General features: G+C 62.6%; 16 protein-coding genes. 7 read left to right on the forward strand and 9 right to left on the reverse strand.

Annotation, left to right across the window (positions count from 1 at the left end):
• Window positions 1-31: 31 nt before the first annotated feature.
• The 4 genes from ACR0IR_RS04270 to ACR0IR_RS04285 are packed head-to-tail and all read left to right on the forward strand — an operon-like array spanning window position 32 to window position 2,458.
• Complete coding sequence (locus tag ACR0IR_RS04270) at window positions 32-229, forward strand: DUF6494 family protein (protein ID WP_005983748.1); 198 nt, start codon at window positions 32-34, stop codon at window positions 227-229.
• Window positions 226-1,287, forward strand: coding sequence for an Mrp/NBP35 family ATP-binding protein (locus ACR0IR_RS04275; RefSeq protein ID WP_170363658.1), 1,062 nt, complete (start codon window positions 226-228; stop codon window positions 1,285-1,287). The genes ACR0IR_RS04270 and ACR0IR_RS04275 overlap by 4 nt, the downstream gene beginning before the upstream one ends.
• Complete coding sequence (locus ACR0IR_RS04280) at window positions 1,284-1,982, forward strand: biotin/lipoate--protein ligase family protein (RefSeq protein ID WP_170363657.1); 699 nt, start codon at window positions 1,284-1,286, stop codon at window positions 1,980-1,982. Before ACR0IR_RS04275 ends, ACR0IR_RS04280 begins: the two co-directional genes overlap by 4 nt.
• Complete coding sequence (locus tag ACR0IR_RS04285) at window positions 1,979-2,458, forward strand: DUF6505 family protein (RefSeq protein WP_170363656.1); 480 nt, start codon at window positions 1,979-1,981, stop codon at window positions 2,456-2,458. The genes ACR0IR_RS04280 and ACR0IR_RS04285 overlap by 4 nt, the downstream gene beginning before the upstream one ends.
• On the opposite strand, the gene ACR0IR_RS04290 is transcribed toward ACR0IR_RS04285, so the two are convergent.
• The 8 genes from ACR0IR_RS04290 to acs form a co-directional block, all read right to left on the reverse strand.
• Complete coding sequence (locus ACR0IR_RS04290) at window positions 2,459-2,959, reverse strand: flavin reductase family protein (RefSeq protein WP_480778976.1); 501 nt, start codon at window positions 2,957-2,959, stop codon at window positions 2,459-2,461.
• Window positions 2,960-3,045: 86 nt separating this feature from the next.
• Window positions 3,046-4,458, reverse strand: coding sequence for a 3'-5' exonuclease (locus tag ACR0IR_RS04295; RefSeq protein WP_170363654.1), 1,413 nt, complete (start codon window positions 4,456-4,458; stop codon window positions 3,046-3,048).
• Between the two features lie 2 nt (window positions 4,459-4,460).
• Window positions 4,461-4,979, reverse strand: a complete 519-nt coding sequence (locus tag ACR0IR_RS04300) for a hypothetical protein (protein WP_170357569.1) — start codon at window positions 4,977-4,979, stop codon at window positions 4,461-4,463.
• A 30-nt stretch (window positions 4,980-5,009) separates the two neighbouring features.
• Window positions 5,010-6,833, reverse strand: a complete 1,824-nt coding sequence (locus ACR0IR_RS04305; protein WP_170363653.1) for a DUF294 nucleotidyltransferase-like domain-containing protein — start codon at window positions 6,831-6,833, stop codon at window positions 5,010-5,012.
• A gap of 108 nt (window positions 6,834-6,941) precedes the next feature.
• Entirely contained in the window at window positions 6,942-8,726 is a 1,785-nt protein-coding gene (locus ACR0IR_RS04310) for a sodium:solute symporter family protein (protein ID WP_170363652.1), read from the reverse strand.
• A gap of 15 nt (window positions 8,727-8,741) precedes the next feature.
• Window positions 8,742-9,026 (reverse strand): DUF4212 domain-containing protein, encoded by a 285-nt coding sequence (locus ACR0IR_RS04315; RefSeq protein ID WP_170363651.1) that lies wholly within the window; start codon window positions 9,024-9,026, stop codon window positions 8,742-8,744.
• Between the two features lie 170 nt (window positions 9,027-9,196).
• The gene (locus ACR0IR_RS04320) at window positions 9,197-9,880 is read right to left on the reverse strand and encodes an adenylate kinase (protein WP_170363650.1); all 684 of its coding nucleotides are present in this window, start codon (window positions 9,878-9,880) and stop codon (window positions 9,197-9,199) included.
• A gap of 7 nt (window positions 9,881-9,887) precedes the next feature.
• Window positions 9,888-11,852, reverse strand: coding sequence for an acetate--CoA ligase (gene acs, locus ACR0IR_RS04325; RefSeq protein ID WP_170363649.1), 1,965 nt, complete (start codon window positions 11,850-11,852; stop codon window positions 9,888-9,890).
• A gap of 429 nt (window positions 11,853-12,281) precedes the next feature.
• On the opposite strand from acs, the gene ACR0IR_RS04330 reads away from it, so the two are divergent.
• From ACR0IR_RS04330 to ACR0IR_RS04340, 3 genes are read left to right on the forward strand one after another with little or no spacing between them, the layout of a single operon-like run.
• Window positions 12,282-13,298: a C4-dicarboxylate TRAP transporter substrate-binding protein gene (locus ACR0IR_RS04330; RefSeq protein ID WP_170363876.1), complete on the forward strand. Its 1,017-nt coding sequence runs from the start codon at window positions 12,282-12,284 to the stop codon at window positions 13,296-13,298.
• A 58-nt stretch (window positions 13,299-13,356) separates the two neighbouring features.
• On the forward strand, window positions 13,357-13,986 hold the full coding sequence (locus tag ACR0IR_RS04335) for a TRAP transporter small permease subunit (RefSeq protein WP_170363648.1): 630 nt from the start codon (window positions 13,357-13,359) through the stop codon (window positions 13,984-13,986).
• Between the two features lie 3 nt (window positions 13,987-13,989).
• Window positions 13,990-15,393, forward strand: coding sequence for a TRAP transporter large permease (locus tag ACR0IR_RS04340; RefSeq protein ID WP_170363647.1), 1,404 nt, complete (start codon window positions 13,990-13,992; stop codon window positions 15,391-15,393).
• Between the two features lie 170 nt (window positions 15,394-15,563).
• Here ACR0IR_RS04340 and ACR0IR_RS04345 read toward each other — a convergent pair whose 3' ends face one another.
• Window positions 15,564-16,604 carry an ornithine cyclodeaminase gene (locus ACR0IR_RS04345; protein ID WP_170363646.1) on the reverse strand — a complete coding sequence of 347 codons (1,041 nt, stop codon included), beginning with the start codon at window positions 16,602-16,604 and terminating at the stop codon, window positions 15,564-15,566.
• Window positions 16,605-16,610: the final 6 nt, after the last annotated feature.

Raw genomic sequence — 16,610 nt, forward strand, 5'->3', positions numbered from 1 at the left:
CAAATGAACGAACAAGACGGAGACAACGGCGATGAGCGGCGATTACAACATGTCGATGCGCAAATTCCTCAAACAGGTTGGCGTGACCAGCCAGCAGGCCATCGAAGACGCGCTGCGCAAGGCGGGCGATCCGGCAGGCAAAAGCTTTGAGGCCAAGATGGTCCTGACGATTGACGGCCTAGACGTCGAACATGTCGTGACCGGCCAGATCAAGGACGGCGACGCATGAGCATCCGCGACGCTGTTCTGGCGAACCTGAAGAAGATCACCGACCCGGTTTCGGGGCAGGACATCGTCAGCGCGGGCGTGGTCCGCGCGCTGAATGTCGAGGGCGATACCGTGCGCTTCGTTCTCGAAATCGACCCTAAGAATGCCGACAAGATGGAACCGGTGCGCGCCACCGCCGAAAAGGCGGCGCAGATGGTCGACGGGGTTTCCAAGGTCTCGGCCATGCTGACCGCGCATTCCGACAAGGCGCCGCCGGATTTGAAACCCAAGCCCAAACCCTCGCAGACCGGGCCGCAGGCGGTGCCGGGGGTGGACCGGATCATCGCCGTGGCCTCGGGCAAGGGCGGGGTCGGAAAGTCGACCGTTTCGGCCAACCTGGCCTGTGCGCTGGCGGCCGAAGGGCGGCGCGTTGGATTGCTGGATGCCGATGTCTACGGCCCTTCGCAGCCACGCATGCTGGGCGTGTCCGGGCGGCCCGCCAGCCCCGATGGCAAAACCATCCTGCCACTGCGCAATCACGGCGTCACCATGATGTCGATGGGGTTGATGACCAATGAAGGTCAGGCGGTGGTCTGGCGTGGCCCGATGCTGATGGGCGCGCTGCAGCAGATGATGAGCCAGGTGCAATGGGGCGCGTTGGACGTGCTGATCGTCGATCTGCCGCCCGGCACCGGTGACGTGCAGCTGACGCTGAGCCAGAAGTTCAAGGTGGACGGGGCGATCGTCGTCTCGACCCCGCAGGACGTGGCCCTGATCGACGCGCGCAAGGGCATCGACATGTTCCGCCAGTTGAAGACGCCGATCGTCGGCATGATCGAGAACATGTCCACGCATATCTGCTCGAACTGCGGGCACGAGGAACATGTGTTCGGTCATGGAGGCGTCGCCGCCGAAGCCGCCGAACTGGGTGTGCCGTTGCTGGGGGAAATCCCTCTGCATCTGGATATCCGCGTGGCCGCCGATGGCGGGGCACCGATCGTGGTTAGCAAACCCGACAGCCCGCAGGCCGAGGCCTTCCGCAAGATCGCCCGCGATCTGATCGCCGCGGGCAAGGCATGACGCAGCCGGTCTTTCCCCCATTGCTGTCCGGGCACCCGGTGCAGGGTGGGGAAGACCCGTTCGACCATGCGCAGGCCATGGCGGCGCTGGGCTGCGATGCGGGCAGCGTCGTCTACAACATCCAGGCGGATCGCCTGCGCGCGGCCATCGTATTTGCGCCCGAGGTGCCCTTGCAGGACGCCATGGCCATGCTGCCGCTGTGCGCCGTCGGGTTCCAGAACGCGCTGGGCGCGCTGGCTCCGCCCGAGGTGGCGGTTCATCTGGGATGGGACGGGCCGATTTTTGTCAACGGGGCCCGCTGTGGCCGGTTTCGTGTGGCCGCGTCGACCTCGGATCCGGAAACCTATCCCGACTGGCTGGTCGTCGGCTGGGAACTGGCCTTGCTGCAAACCGGGGACGAGCCCGGCAAGTCGCCCGATGTGACGGCCCTGTATGACGAAGGCTGCGCGGAAGTGTCCCCGGTGCAGCTGGTCGAAAGCTGGTCGCGTCACATGCTGACCTGGCTGAACCGCTGGTCCGAGGATGGCAACGCGCCGTTGCACGGGGAATGGATGGGCTTGCTGCAGGGCGTCGGAGAGCCCTATGGTGATCGCGGCGTGTTTCTCGGGGCCGATGAGCGGTTCGGCATGCTGTTGCGGAACGGTGCGGATACGCAGCTTGTTCCCTTGACCCGTCTGTTGGAGGACGCCCATTGAACCTGGCCCGCGCCATTCATTTCGACGCAAGCGACCTGAACGTCTTTCACTCACCCGCCCGAACGGGCGAGTGGTGCATCTCGGGCGGGTTCGAGTTTTCGAACTGGGGCGAGGCAGACCTGGCCGGCAAGGCGCGTCAAGCCTTTGCCAACGGGTGGCTGGGGCTTGAAACCTTCGGGCGCGTGACCTTCGTGGCGGTGACGCAGATCGAACCGGCCGAGATGGAGCGGCTGGCCACCAACCTGGCCGAGCATTTCGTGCGCCTTTACGGCGCGCCCTCGGTCGAGGCGGCGCTGGACGTGGCCCGGGCCGAGCTGGCCCATATGTCCGAGATGTGTGACGATCATGCCCCCAACACCCTGCTGACCGTTGCCCGCAGCCTGACCGAGTCCGGCGTTCACGAGGCGTTTCGCGTGATCACGCCGCAAGAGGCCGAGTTGGAGGCCTTTGCCGTGCACGGGTCATTGGACGAGTAATTACAAAAGGTCGGCAAAACCGCCGAACTGTCCGCGCTTGAAGATCAAGCCTTTGCCGGTGCGGTACATGACCTGTTCGACCTCTCCCACGAGAATCAGATGATCCCCGGCCTCGTGGCGGGCAGACATTGTGCAGTCAAATCGGGCCAGACACTGGCTCAGCTGCGGCCGACCTTTGTGATCCGGGGACCAGTCTGCATGCGAGAAATCGAGGCCATTGCGGGCAAAACGAAGGGCTAGATCCTGCTGATCCTCGGCCACGACATGGATCGAGTAATGTTGCGCTGCTTGAAAGGCCCCGTAACGGTTCGACTCTTTTGCCAGACACCACAGGACCAATGGTGGATCCAGCGACACTGATGCAAACGAGTTGACGGTGATGGCCGAGGGACCGTCCGGGGTGCTGGTCGTGACGACCGTCACACCAGTGCCAAAGCACCCGAGAGCCTCGCGGAAGGCCATGCTTTGATCGGGTCCGGGTTTGAATGTTCTTTCGGTCATCGCGCGCTCGTTTGGTGGCCGGGCACGGGGTGCCATGCCGCAGCAGAATTGTCCACGAAAAGCTGTATCGCGATCAATAGGCTGATTCAGTTCAGGTCTTCCAGCAGCCGACCGTGCTTGCGGGTTTCTGCGATCACGTCGCCGAATGTCTGCATACCGCGTGCAGCCAGCATCGGCAGCATCCGCACCAATGCTTCAGCCGTCGCAACCGCATCCCCCAAAGCCGTGTGGCGGAGCGTCTCGGGGATTTCCACGCCCAGTCTTTCGCACAAAGCGTCGAGCGTATGGGTTTCGCTGGCTCCGAAAAGGACCGCTGACAGCAGAACCGTGTCCAGGATGGGGTGATCCCAAGTCACTTCCATGCGCTTGGCATGACGGCGCAGAAACGCCATGTCGAAAGGTGCGTTATGGGCCACGATCACGGCATCACGGGCGAAGTGGTGGAACATGCGCCCGGCTTGCGCGATGTCGGGTGCGTCCTGCACCATACGGTCACTGACCTTGTGAACCTTGGTCGAAGCGGGTGGGATCGGAATGCCCGGATTGACCAGCGTGTCCAGCCGCTCGCCCTCGACGATGCGCCCCTTGACGACACGGACGGCGCCGATCTGCACGATCTCGTCCTTGTGCGGCAGCAAACCGGTGGTTTCGGTGTCGAAGACCACAAAGCACAGTTGCGATAGCGGGCGGTTTTCGAACGCCTCGTCGCCTGGGGTGTCCAGAAGATCGAAATCATAGACCAGAGGGCGCGCGGCCTCTGGCGGAATGCGGGCGACGCTGTCCTCGAAGATCAGCATGTAGCCCGGCGCGTCGCCCAGCGGTTTCATGCGCGCGGTATAGGTCTGCCGCCCGTCCACGCTGGCTAGAGTGCAGTACACATCCATGCCGGTTTTCGACAGCTTTTCGTAAGCGTCCAGCAAGGGTTTGCGTTCGAGATAGTCGAACAGCGAGGCGTTCAGGCGGGGATGGGCAATCTGCGCCAGAACCTCGGCGGCCTGCGCGTCGTACAGAACGATCTGGTGGTTTGGCCCCGCCAGCAGCATCGCGACCGGGATCTCGGACAGAAGCGCGGTCAGACGTTCTTTCTCTGACGCCAGATGCGCGGTTTCGGCGGCAACGGCTTCGGCGGTGGACAGGGCGGTGGTGGCCAGTCGTTCGGCAAGGCTGGCGGCGGCGGGGGCCAGATCACCCAGATAGCGTGCCGCCTGCAGGTCAAGATCGGTATCCACCCCCGCATGTGCACGTGCGCGCAACTGCGCCGACAAGCGTTCGATCGGTTTGGCCACGTTGTCGTCGAACAGCAGCCAGACACCGGCGACCAGCCCCAGCAAGCCAAACGAGATCAGCAGGCCGCTGAACACGAAGGCGCTGGTTATGTCCGCGGGGTCGGCCCGGCGCAGGCCAAGCCAAAGGGCGATCAGGGTGATGGCGATGCCTCCCGCGGCAAGCAAGCAAAAGAACAGAAAAATTCTCAGGCGCAGGCTCAGGCGGGTCAGCATGGTCAGGCCTCACAAGTGGCTGAGACCACCGGATCATCCGCGCCAACCGGCACCCAATCGGCACCGACCAGACGCCCGTCATCCGAGAACTCGGCCCCATCCGCCAGACTTGCACGGCTGTGCTCGGCGCAGTTCACAGCGATCGGCATCTTGGATACCGGCGCCCAGCGGCCAAAGAAGTACAGGTCGATCAGGCGCTGATCCGGCACCTGCGCATTGGTCCGCAACGAGGCCGTATCGACGGCCGCGAACCGGTCGACATACGGCACCGCATAGGTCCAGGGGCGATAGAGCGCGCGGCTTTCGACCTCCTGCACGACGGTCAGGCCCTCGGGCAGGGCATCCCGGGTGCGGTCGTACCAGGAATACTCGCTGATGATCGTGACCGCGATCATGCCCAAACCGGCCGCAACCGGAGCCGACCATTTCGGCAGGCGGCCACCGGTCAGCCGGTTCAGCCCCATCACGAGGCCCGCGATGGCAAAACCAGCAAAGATCGTGCCGATCAGCTCAAGAAACATCTTCCTCCTCCGTTCTTATTGGCCGGAGCCTTACCCCAGCATTCCCTTGCCGTGCCCGACCGCGGATTGCATCGTCTTTACCACGACAAACGCGTCCCGAAGATGACTTCGCTCAAAGTCCGACAATTCAGACGGCGCAAGATAGTTGTCTGGCTTGTCGCCATTCCTGATCTGTTTGACCTGATGGTTCAACCGGGTTTCCGCGATCAGGTCGTAGGCATCCATCAGGTCGCGCGCGCCCGACGGGCTGAGCACCCCTGCGGCCTCGGCGGCCGTGAGGCGCGCGCGGGTGTTCACCTCGGTCAATTCACCCTGCAGGCTGTAGACGCGGCCCAGATCGACCACGGGAACCACGCCGTTGTGCTTGAGGTCCAGCGTGTTGCGATGCTCGCCCGAGCGGATCGTGGCGATCCCGCGCAGCAGGCCCAGCGGCGGCGTGTGCTTCAGCGAATTCGAGATCAAGTGCGCCACGAAGATCGAGTTCGCCCGGGCCGCGCGCAGGGTTTCGGCCTGCAGGTCTGAAAACAGCTCGAACCGGCCACCGATGGGGCGCAGGTCGAACATGACCGAGGCCAGCATCTGCGCCTCGGGGTTGGGCTTGGCGATCCAGCCATTGAAATAGTCGCGCCAGACCCGGACCGGCTGCCGCCAGCGCGAGTTGGTCGCCATCATGTCGCCGGGGCAATAGAAATACCCGCAAGCGTTCAGCCCGTCGGACACGAATTTGGCCAGCGCCTCGAAATAGGGCAGGTCGGCATCGGTGACGCTGTCATCCAGCATCAGGCAATTGTCCTGATCGGACACGCCCGTCTGCTCTTGCCGGCCTTGCGAGCCGCAGGCCAGCCAAAGATAGGGGACGGGCGCCGGGCCCAGTTTCTGCTCGGCCAGCGCCAGCAGCCGGCGCGTCGCGGCGTCGGCGATGTCGGTGATCAGGCGGGTGACGATCTCGTGCCGGTTGCCCGCCGCCACCAGTTGCACCAGCAGGTTCGGGATCTCGGCCGTGACCGCGGCCATCTCGGTCGCCGACCCGGCCTGCGCGATGCGGCCGACCAGCTCGGCCGAGCTGACGGCCTGGAACCGGGTCAGGTCGGTCTGGGTGACCATTCCGACCAGACGCCCGCCCTCGGTGATGGGGATATGACCGATACCGCGTTCCAGCATCGCGTGCAGCACGTCCGAGCCGATGTCGCCGGGCGACAGGGTCAGCGGGTCCGGGGTCATGATCTGTGACACCGGGGTCGTCGGGGGCAGGGCGCCCGCCACGACCTTGCCCGACAGGTCCCGAACCGTGGCAATGCCGCGCAACGCGCCGCGCTCAGTGATGCAGACCGATGAAATGCCCCGGTCGCGCATCAGGCGCGCGGCTTCCTGAACGGTCGTGTCCGGGGTGCATGTGGCCGGCTTGCGCGCCATCAGGGTCTCGACACGGGTGGTGGCCAGTGATTGCTGTTCAGGCCGTGCAGGGCGGGCCCGATTGAAGAATTTGGCGACGACGACGTGACGCTGGAGCAGGTCTGAAAACAGATCGGTGGGGATGATCAGCAGAACCGACGGCGCGTCAGCCGTTGCCGTGGTCACCGCGCGCCCGTCGCGCATCAGACCACGCTCGCCGAACGAGTTGCGCAGGCCCAGATGGGATACGACCGCGCCGTTTTCGTCGGTGATCTCGACCTGGCCTTCGTAGATGATGAACAGTCCGGGCAACTGCGCGCCGCGGTGATAGATGACGGTGCCCTTTGGGATTGCGCGCGCTTCGATCCGGGCGGCGATGTCGGCCAGTTCCTCGACCGGCAGCGCGTCATAGGGGTGCACGGATTTCAGGAACCGGGTGATCTGTTCAGGTGAAAGCGCCATGGGGCCGCCTGTCCGCTTGAATGAAAAGCCCCGCCCGGGGTTTAGCCGGGCGGGAAAAGTTGGTCGAGGGAAACGGCCCGTGATGCATCATCGCGGACCGCATCCGGCTCAGTGATCCTGAGCCGCGCCCGCACCACGGGGAATGCGCACGCTTTCGACCAGATCCTTGATCTCCTGCGGGGTTTCCTTGGTCATGCCGGCCACCACATAGGCGACGCCGAAGTTTACCATGGCGCCGATCGCACCGAACGAGGTCGATTTGATCGGACCCAGCAGCGGGTCTGCATCGGTGAACGAGTTGGTGCCAGGAATGAACAGCCAGCCCTTGTGCAGGAAGATGTAGACCAGGGTGACGGTCAGACCAGCCAGCATGCCCGCGACCGCGCCGGTGTTGTTGATGCGGGTCGAGAAGATCCCCATCATCAGCGCCGGGAAGATCGAGGCCGCCGCCAGACCGAAGGCCAACGCCACGGTTTGCGCCGCAAAGCCCGGAGGGTTGAGGCCCAGATAGGTGGCAACCACGATGGCCACGGCCATTGCGATCCGCGCCGCCAGAAGTTCGCCCTTTTCCGAGATGCTCGGGTTGATCGAGCCCTTGATCAGGTCGTGCGACACTGCCGACGAGATTGCCAGCAGCAGGCCCGCAGCGGTCGACAGCGCAGCCGCAAGACCGCCGGCCGCGACCAGACCGATCACCCAACCCGGCAGGTTGGCGATTTCGGGGTTGGCCAGAACCAGGATATCGCGGTTGAACTTGGTCAACTCGTTGCCGACCCAGCCTTTTTCTTCGGCAAGCGCCTGCATGTCGGCGTTCTGATCGTTGTAGTACTGGATCTTGCCGTCGCCGTTCTTGTCTTCCCAGTCCAGCAGGCCGGTTTTCTGCCAGGTGGCCATCCAGTCATAGCGCGCGTCGTTGTCGATCTGCTCCAGCGATACAGCGCCGCCTTCGATGCCGCCGTTGGGCCACATCATGTCGGTGATGTTCAGACGGGCCATGGCGCCAACCGCAGGGGCGGTCAGGTACAGCAATGCGATGAACACCAGCGCCCAACCGGCCGACCAACGGGCGTCCGACACTTTGGGAACGGTGAAGAAGCGCATGATGACGTGGGGCAGACCGGCGGTACCGATCATCAGCGACAGGGTGAACAGAACCATGTTCAGCGTGTTCGCGTGATGGGCGGTGTATTCGGCAAAGCCCAACTCGGCCACGATGGCATCCAGCTTGGTCAGCAGCGGCTCACCGCCGGCGGTGTCGCCGAACAGGCCCAGGGCCGGGATCGGGTTGCCGGTCAGCTGCAGCGAGATGAAGATCGCCGGAATGGTGTAGGCGGTGATCAGCACGCAGTACTGAGCGACTTGGGTATAGGTCACACCCTTCATGCCGCCGAACACCGCATAGGCGAACACGACGCCCGCGCCGATCAGCAGACCGGTGGTGTTCGACACCTCCAGGAACCGTCCAAAAGCCACGCCCACGCCGGTCATCTGGCCGATCACATAGGTGACCGAGGCCACGATCAGACAGATCACCGCCACTACGCGCGCGGTCTGGCTGTAGAAGCGATCGCCGATGAACTCGGACACGGTGAACTTGCCGAACTTGCGCAGATAGGGCGCAAGCAGCAGCGCCAGCAGCACATAGCCGCCGGTCCAGCCCATCAGGAACGAGCTGTTGTCATAGCCGGTAAAGGCAATCAGGCCCGCCATCGAGATGAACGAGGCCGCCGACATCCAGTCGGCCGCCGTGGCCATACCGTTGGTGACCGGGTGAACGCCGCGACCGGCGGCGTAGAATTCCGACGTGGACCCCGCGCGGGCCCAGATCGCGATGCCGATGTAGAGCGCAAAGGACGCGCCCACAAACAGCAGGTTGATGGTAAACTGATCCATTGTCCCCTGGCTCCCTTATTCTTCGTCCACGCCGTATTCGGCATCCAGTTTGTTCATGCGCCAGGCGTAGAAGAAGATCAGCGCCAGAAAGACCAGGATCGAACCTTGCTGCGCGAACCAGAAGCCCAGATCGGTGCCGCCGACGGCGACGCTCGACAGCAGCGGGCGCAGCAGAATGCCGAACCCGAACGACACCAGCGCCCAGATGACCAGGCTGATGTAGATGAGACGCAGGTTTGCCTGCCAATAGCCCTTGCCGGCTTCGGCAGTCTGCGCGGAGTTTGTTGAATGATCCGCCATTGCGGTTTCCTCCTTGCTTCCTCCTGGGTGGTCCGTTGCCCTTGTCCTCCGAAACGCCGGGCCACCCTTCGATTGGGCCTGACCGCCGGGGGCGGCGGCAGGCAAAGCTCCTCTGGTCCGCCAGGGCGGTGCCAGTGAAGAAACGTAATTCGGGGGCTTGCCTTTCCCCTCTAGCGCATCGCCTCCCCCACGATGCCTTCCAGACCGCGGGCGATCTCGTCGATCTGACCCATGGCATTCAGCCGCTTCAACACGCCCTGACGTTGGTAATAGTCGATCAGGGGCGCGGTCTGTTCGTGATAGGCCGCCAGCCGCGAGGCGACGGTTTCCGCGTTGTCATCGGCACGCCGGCTGAAGGCAGTGCCTCCGCACCTGTCGCAGACGCCTTCGACCTTGGGCTGCTTGAACTGGTCGTGATAGCCCTCGCCGCAATTGGCGCAGGTATAGCGGCCGGCGATCCGGGCCACCATCTCGGCGTCTTCCACGTCGAGGCTGATGGCCGCGTTCACCTTCTGACAGTTTTCCGACAGCAGCTTGTCCAGCGCCTCGGCCTGAACCGTGGTGCGCGGAAAGCCGTCAAGGATGACGCCGCGCGCGCAGTCGGGCTCGGCCAGGCGGTCGCGCAGGATCGCGATGACGATGTCGTCACTGACCAGGCCACCGGCCTCCATCACCGCCTTGGCGGCCTTGCCGGCCTCGGTTCCGGCGGCCACGGCGGCGCGCAGCAGGTCGCCGGTGCTCAGTTGCACCAGACCGAATTTTTCCTCGAGCATGCGCGCCTGCGTGCCCTTCCCGGCGCCCGGAGGGCCGAGAAGGATCAGGACAGCGGGCTTTGTGATTGTTTCAGCCTGCATCACGCCCTCACTTGTTGGCCCGGTTGGCGATCAGATCTTCGACGACGGACGGGTCGGCCAGGGTCGAGGTATCGCCCAGCGAGCCGAAGTCGTTCTCGGCGATCTTGCGCAGAATGCGGCGCATGATCTTGCCCGAACGGGTCTTGGGCAGGCCCGGAGCCCACTGGATCACGTCGGGGCTGGCGATCGGTCCGATTTCTGTCCGGACCCATGTGCGCAGCTCTTTCAGCAATTCATCCGAGGGCTCTCGGTCATTCATCAGGGTGACGTAGCAATAGATGCCTTGGCCCTTGATTTCATGGGGATAACCAACGACGGCCGCTTCGGCGACGGCGGCGTGAGCCACCAGTGCGCTTTCGACTTCGGCGGTACCCATGCGGTGGCCAGACACGTTGATGACGTCATCGACGCGGCCGGTGATCCAGTAATCGCCATCTTCGTCGCGGCGGCAGCCGTCACCGGTGAAGTAATACCCCTTGTAGTCCGAGAAATAGGTCTTCTCGAACCGCTCATGATCGCCCCAGACGGTACGCATCTGGCCGGGCCAGCTGTCCTTGATGCACAGCACGCCTTCGACTCCGTTCCCGGTAATCTCGACGCCCGACTGCGGATCCAGCACGACGGGTTGAACGCCAAAGAAGGGTTTCATCGCCGAACCGGGCTTGGTCGCATGCGCGCCGGGCAGGGGGGTCATCATGTGGCCGCCGGTCTCGGTCTGCCACCAGGTGTCGACGATCGGGCATTTCCCCTTGCCGACCACCTCATTGTACCAGTTCCAGGCCTCGGGGTTGATGGGCTCGCCCACCGTTCCAAGGATGCGCAGGCTGGACAGGTCGCATTTCTCGACGAACTCGTTGCCCTGACCCATCAGCGCGCGGATCGCGGTGGGGGCGGTGTAGAACTGGTTGACCTTGTGCTTCTCGCAAACCTGCCAGAACCGCGAGGCGTCGGGATAGGTCGGCACGCCTTCGAACATCAGTGTGGTCGCGCCATTGGCCAGCGGGCCATAGACGATATAGCTGTGGCCGGTGACCCAGCCCACGTCCGCCGTACACCAGTAGATGTCGCCGTCATGATAGTCGAAGGTGATTTCGTGGGTCATCGCGGCATAAACCAGGTAGCCGCCGGTGGTGTGCACCACGCCTTTCGGCTGTCCGGTCGAGCCCGAGGTGTAAAGGATGAACAGCGGATCTTCGGCGTTCATCTCGGCCGGCGCACAATAATCGTCGGCCTCCAGCGCCATTTCGTTGTAGTCGTAGTCGCGCCCGTCGATCCAGGTGGTCTGGCCACCAGTACGCTTGACCACCAGACACTTTACCGTGTCCTTGCAGTGCAGCAGGGCGGCGTCGGCGTTCGATTTCAGCGGAGTCTTGCGGCCGCCGCGCGGGGCCTCGTCGGCGGTGATTATGACCTTGGCGTCGCAACCGTTGACCCGAGCGGCCAGCGCGTCGGGCGAGAAGCCGGCAAACACGATCGAGTGGATCGCGCCGATGCGGGCACAGGCGAGCATGGCATACGCGGCCTCGGGGATCATCGGCAGATAGATGACGACCCGGTCGCCTTTGCGCACGCCCATCGATTCCAGAATGTTCGCCATGCGGCAGGTGCGGCGGTGCAGCTCGGCATAGGTGATGTGCTGGGCTTCGTCGTTCGGATCATCCGGTTCCCAGATGATCGCGGTCTGATCGCCGCGGGTCTTCAGGTGACGGTCCAGGCAGTTGGCCGAGACGTTCAGCGTGCCGTCGGCATACCAGTTGATCTTGACCGAGCCGAAATCGTAGTTGACGTCCTTGACCTGGGTGTAGGGCTTGATCCAGTCGATCCGCTTGCCATGCTCACCCCAGAATTTCACGGGGTCGTTGACAGATGCCTCGTACATCTGGGTGTATTTTTCGGCATCGACATGAGCGCGAGCAACGGTTTCTGCGGATGGCGGAAATACCTTGGCTTCTGCCTGGGCAGCGGTGGTCATTCTGAGGCTCCTCCCTCTGACTGGACTTCGGGTGGACCGAGTTTGCCCAATTGATTGGCATTGTCGATCCGTTTCCTCCCCGGTCGGGATAATACGCCTTCGAGAAAAGAAAGAAATAAATTGCCGTAATCCTTGGATTTGTTTGTAAACAACTTTCCGTTTATCGGGGTATTTTGTAAATTCGACCGAGTTGAGTTTGCGATAACACGATAAAAAACAATTATTTACAGATCTAATGATTGTTAACGGTCTAGAGTGACACCTTTTCTCCTGTGGGTCGACCGTGTCGGCGGGGCTTTCTGAGCCGTGCAGAAATCAGCGCTTTCACGGGTGCAACATCCGGGCGGCGGGGCTTGGCACATGTCGATGTTGGCGCTAGCTTGACTCGCAAGCGCCCCGGGAGGGGGTGCACCAATGGGAGAGATCATTATGAAGAAGATGTTGAGCGGAGCGGCCATCGCCGCCCTTGGCGTTGCTTTTGTCACCGAGGCGGCTGCGACCGAGTGGAATGCCTCGGTCTGGGGCAAGCGCCGCGCCTTCACCGAACATGTTGAGAAACTGGCCGAACTGGTCAGCGAGAAAACCGATGGCGCGTTCACCATCAACGTCAGCTATGGCGGCCTTTCCAAGCCCAAGGAAAACCTGGACGGCATCGAAATCGGCGCTTTTGAGATGGCCCAGTTCTGCGCTGGTTACCATCGCGACAAGAACCGCGCGATCACCGTCCTGGAACTGCCGTTCCTGGGTGTGAATACACTGGATGAGGAAGTGGCAGTCAGCCACGCGGTCTATGATCACCCTGCGGTCAAGGAAGAGATGGCTCAGTGGAATGCTCGTATCCTCATGACCTCGCCGATGCCGCAATACAATCTGGTCGGGACAGGCGAGCCGCGCGACGAACTGGCCGAGTTTGAAGGTATGCGCGTTCGTGCGACCGGGGGCCTTGGTCAGGCGTTCGAGGCCGTTGGTGCCGTTCCGACATCGGTTCCGGCGACCGAAGCCTATAATGCGATGCAGTCCGGTGTCGTGGACACAGTCGCATTTGCTCAGCACGCACACCTGTCGTTCGGCACCATCAATGAGGCCGACTGGTGGACCGCGAACCTGAACCCCGGCACGGTGAACTGCCCGGTGGTCGTGAACATCGACGCCTATGAAGCACTGCCGCCCGAGCACCGTGAGGCGCTGGACAGCTCGATCGACGAGGCGATTGACCACTACCTGACCAACTACGGTGAGCTGCTGAAAAAGTGGGATGGCGTGCTCGAAGAAAAGGGCGTTCAGAAAGTCATGATCGATGACTCGGTTCTGGACGAGTTCCGTGCCAAGGCGGCCGACCCGATCCGCGACCAGTGGATTGCCGACATGTCCGCCCAAGGCCTGCCGGCGCAGGATCTTTATGACCTGGTGCAGGCAACGCTGAAGCAGCAGCGCGGCGGTAACTGATAAAAAACAGCCGGGGGCTGAAACGCCCCCGGAATCATCTGGAACAGGGGACAACCGGATGGCAGGACACGCCACGGTATTGGAGGACGGCAGCCTCCTGAGCCGTCTCGACCGGCAATTGCTGCGACTTGAACGATTTCTGGCCCTTCTCAGTGGCATCGCCGTCTTCGGTTTGATGGTGTTGGCTGTTGTGTCCGTCAGCGGACGCAACGCGATCAACGCCCCATTACCGGGCTATGTCGACTGGATCGAGCAGGCCATGCCTCTGATCGCGTTTCTTGGCATTTCCTACGTGCAGCGAGACGGCGGGCACATCCGCATGGACATCGTGATTGCACGGCTGCACGGGCGCGCAATGTGGTTGTTCGAGCTGATTTCGGTCGTGTTGATCCTGGTCCTGATGTTGGCGTTGGTCTGGGGCAGCTGGTCCCATTTCGATCGATCGTTTGATTTCGGCGCACCGATGTGGAGCCGTGACAGCTCGATCGACATCGGTATTCCGATCTGGCCCGCCAAGCTGTTGGCGCCAGTTGCCTTCTCCGTCTTGTGTCTGCGGTTGTGTCTCCAGATCTGGGGGTATGGTCGTGCGTTCCTGTTGGGGCTGGAAACTCCGGTTGCGGTGCCGCTGATCCAGGACGCCGCCGCGCAGGCCGCGGCCGAAGCCGAGCAGTTTGAGAGGCAGGACTGACAAATGGACACGATTGAAATCGGCCTGTGGGTCACGGGCGGCCTGCTGGTTCTTGTCGTCGCGGGCATGCGCGTTGCGTTTGCCGCAGGCCTCGCAGGGCTGGTAGGGCTGGTCTGGATATTCTGGGCCAAGTTCGGATACGACCCGGATCAGTTTGGCAAGGCTTTGACCGTTGCCGTCAAGACGGCGGGGCAGGTGCCGCATTCCAAAGTGGCCTCGCACACGCTCAGCCTGATCCCAACTTTCATCCTGATCGGATACCTGGCCTATTACGCGGGATTGACCCGGGCGTTGTTCGAAGCGGCCAAGCGCTGGGTCGCCTGGGTGCCGGGTGGTTTGGCAGTGTCCACGGTTTTCGCGACGGCCGGCTTTGCAGCCGTGTCAGGCGCGTCGGTGGCTACGTCGGCCGTCTTTGCCCGCATTGCCATCCCCGAGATGCTGGACGTCGGCTACAACAAAAGGTTTGCCGCAGGAGTCGTGGCCGCAGGCGGTACTTTGGCGTCGCTGATCCCACCTTCCGCGATCCTCGTGATCTATGCGATCATCGTCGAGCAGGACGTGGGCAAGCTGCTGCTCGCCGGGTTCATCCCAGGTGCGTTTTCGGCGGTGATCTACGGACTGCTGATCATCGGTATAGCGGTTTTCTTCAAAAACGTGGGTCCTCCGGTGCGGGGCTTTACATGGAAACAACGCTTTGCCGCGTTGCCCGGTGCGCTGCCGATCTTCGCGGTAATCCTGATCATCATCTGTTTTGTCTACAACCCATTCGGTGACAAGGCGTGGGGAACGCCGACCGAAGGCGGCGCAATCGGTGCATTCATCGTGTTCTGCTTTGCTCTGTTTCACGGCATGCGCTGGACCGAGCTGAAGTCGGCGCTGTTGGAAACCGCCAAACTGACGGCGATGATCTTCTCGATCATCTGGGGTGTCTTGATCTACGTGCGCTTTCTGGGTTTCGCCGACCTGCCTGGGGCGTTCTCGGATTGGATCACTTCCCTCCATATGTCACCCATGCTGATCCTGATCTGTATCCTGTTGGCCTATGCCGTGCTTGGCATGTTCATGGATGCAATCGGGATGCTGCTGCTGACTCTGCCGGTGGTCTATCCTGCCGTCATGGCCCTGAACGGGGGCGAGGCGGTAAGCGCGGCCGACAGCACATTCGGCATGTCCGGACCCATGTGTGCGATCTGGTTTGGTATTCTGGTGGTCAAGATGGCCGAGTTCTGTCTGATCACGCCGCCAATCGGCCTGAACTGCTTCGTGGTCGCTGGCGTGCGCCCGGACTTGAGCGTTCAGGATGTGTTCAAGGGCGTGGCCCCGTTCTTCGTCGCTGATGCGGTGACAATTGCGCTGCTGGTCGCGTTCCCGGCGATCGTTCTGTATCTGCCATCGCTTGCCGGCTGAGGTTTTGGGCAATCCGGGCACGGACAGTGATGCATGGTTCTGCCGCGCGCATGGAAAATTCGGGCGGCACGAAGTCTCGGTGCCGCAGTGGACCCAATACCTCAGTCCCACAATGGCTGAACGGGAGCAGCGCCCCCATCCGGCCTAACCGCAAAACGGGGCGATACGGCTCACTTGGCCCGCATGAGCATGCCAAACAGGTCGCGCGGATCGTCCGGGTCGGCCAGCATGTCCAGGGGCTCGAAGAACTCGGTTCCCTCGATCGCGTGCTTGACGTAGCGCAGAGCCGAGAAGTCCTCGATCGCGAAACCGACGCTGTCGAACAGAGTGATCTGCCGGTCGTCACGGCGACCTTCGGCCCGGCCGGTGATGACCTGCCACATCTCGGTGACCGGGTGGTCAGGGTCCAGAGCCTGGATTTCACCTTCGATCCGGGTCTGCTCGGGGTATTCCACGAAAATGTCAGACCGCAGAAGTATGTCGCGATGCAATTCGGTCTTGCCGGGGCAGTCGCCTCCGATCGCGTTGATATGCACGCCCGGACCGACCATGTTGTCAGTCAGGATGGTGGCATATTTCTTGTCGGCGGTGCAGGTGGTGATGATCTGCGCGCCCTCGATCGCCTCTTCAGCCGAGCGGCACGAAACCACGTTCAACCCGGTCCCCTGCAAGTTGGCCGCGCATTTCGCGGTGGCGGCGGGATCGATGTCAAAAAGGCGAACGGTATCGATCCCGCACATGGCCTTGAAGGCCAGGCACTGGAATTCGGACTGCGCGCCATTGCCGATCATCGCCATCGTGGACGCATTCTTGGGGGCCAGGTACTTGCCGACAAGCGCCGAAGTGGCCGCGGTGCGCAGCGCCGTCAACATCGTCATCTCGGTCAACAGGGTCGGATACCCGGTGTACACGTCCGCAAGCAGGCCGAACGCGGTGACGGTCTGCAAGCCCTCGGACGTGTTCTTGGGGTGGCCGTTCACATATTTGAACCCATAGGCCTCGCCATCCGAGGTCGGCATCAGTTCGATCACGCCATGCGGGGAATGGGCCGGGATGCGCGGGGTCTTGTCGAAGCTCTCCCAGCGTTTGAAGTCGTCCTCGATCTGGGCGGCGATCTCGGTGATCATTCTTTCGACACCGATGTGGTGGATCAGCCGCATCATGTTGTCGACGGATACGAAGGGAACAAGCGCCTTGTCGGAAGGTTGCATGGGGTC

The organism is Ruegeria sp. CF2 (genome assembly GCF_056537385.1).

Bases quoted from the DNA above. Each gene is read 5' to 3' on its own strand.
- ACR0IR_RS04270 (WP_005983748.1), top strand. From the start codon at position 32: ATGAGCGGCGATTACAACATGTCGATGCGCAAATTCCTCAAACAGGTT.
- ACR0IR_RS04275 (WP_170363658.1), top strand. From the start codon at position 226: ATGAGCATCCGCGACGCTGTTCTGGCGAACCTGAAGAAGATCACCGAC.
- ACR0IR_RS04280 (WP_170363657.1), top strand. From the start codon at position 1,284: ATGACGCAGCCGGTCTTTCCCCCATTGCTGTCCGGGCACCCGGTGCAG.
- ACR0IR_RS04290 (WP_480778976.1), bottom strand. From the start codon at position 2,959: ATGACCGAAAGAACATTCAAACCCGGACCCGATCAAAGCATGGCCTTC.
- ACR0IR_RS04295 (WP_170363654.1), bottom strand. From the start codon at position 4,458: ATGCTGACCCGCCTGAGCCTGCGCCTGAGAATTTTTCTGTTCTTTTGC.
- ACR0IR_RS04300 (WP_170357569.1), bottom strand. From the start codon at position 4,979: ATGTTTCTTGAGCTGATCGGCACGATCTTTGCTGGTTTTGCCATCGCG.
- ACR0IR_RS04305 (WP_170363653.1), bottom strand. From the start codon at position 6,833: ATGGCGCTTTCACCTGAACAGATCACCCGGTTCCTGAAATCCGTGCAC.
- ACR0IR_RS04310 (WP_170363652.1), bottom strand. From the start codon at position 8,726: ATGGATCAGTTTACCATCAACCTGCTGTTTGTGGGCGCGTCCTTTGCG.
- ACR0IR_RS04315 (WP_170363651.1), bottom strand. From the start codon at position 9,026: ATGGCGGATCATTCAACAAACTCCGCGCAGACTGCCGAAGCCGGCAAG.
- ACR0IR_RS04320 (WP_170363650.1), bottom strand. From the start codon at position 9,880: ATGCAGGCTGAAACAATCACAAAGCCCGCTGTCCTGATCCTTCTCGGC.
- acs (WP_170363649.1), bottom strand. From the start codon at position 11,852: ATGACCACCGCTGCCCAGGCAGAAGCCAAGGTATTTCCGCCATCCGCA.
- ACR0IR_RS04330 (WP_170363876.1), top strand. From the start codon at position 12,282: ATGAAGAAGATGTTGAGCGGAGCGGCCATCGCCGCCCTTGGCGTTGCT.
- ACR0IR_RS04335 (WP_170363648.1), top strand. From the start codon at position 13,357: ATGGCAGGACACGCCACGGTATTGGAGGACGGCAGCCTCCTGAGCCGT.
- ACR0IR_RS04340 (WP_170363647.1), top strand. From the start codon at position 13,990: ATGGACACGATTGAAATCGGCCTGTGGGTCACGGGCGGCCTGCTGGTT.
- ACR0IR_RS04345 (WP_170363646.1), bottom strand. From the start codon at position 16,604: ATGCAACCTTCCGACAAGGCGCTTGTTCCCTTCGTATCCGTCGACAAC.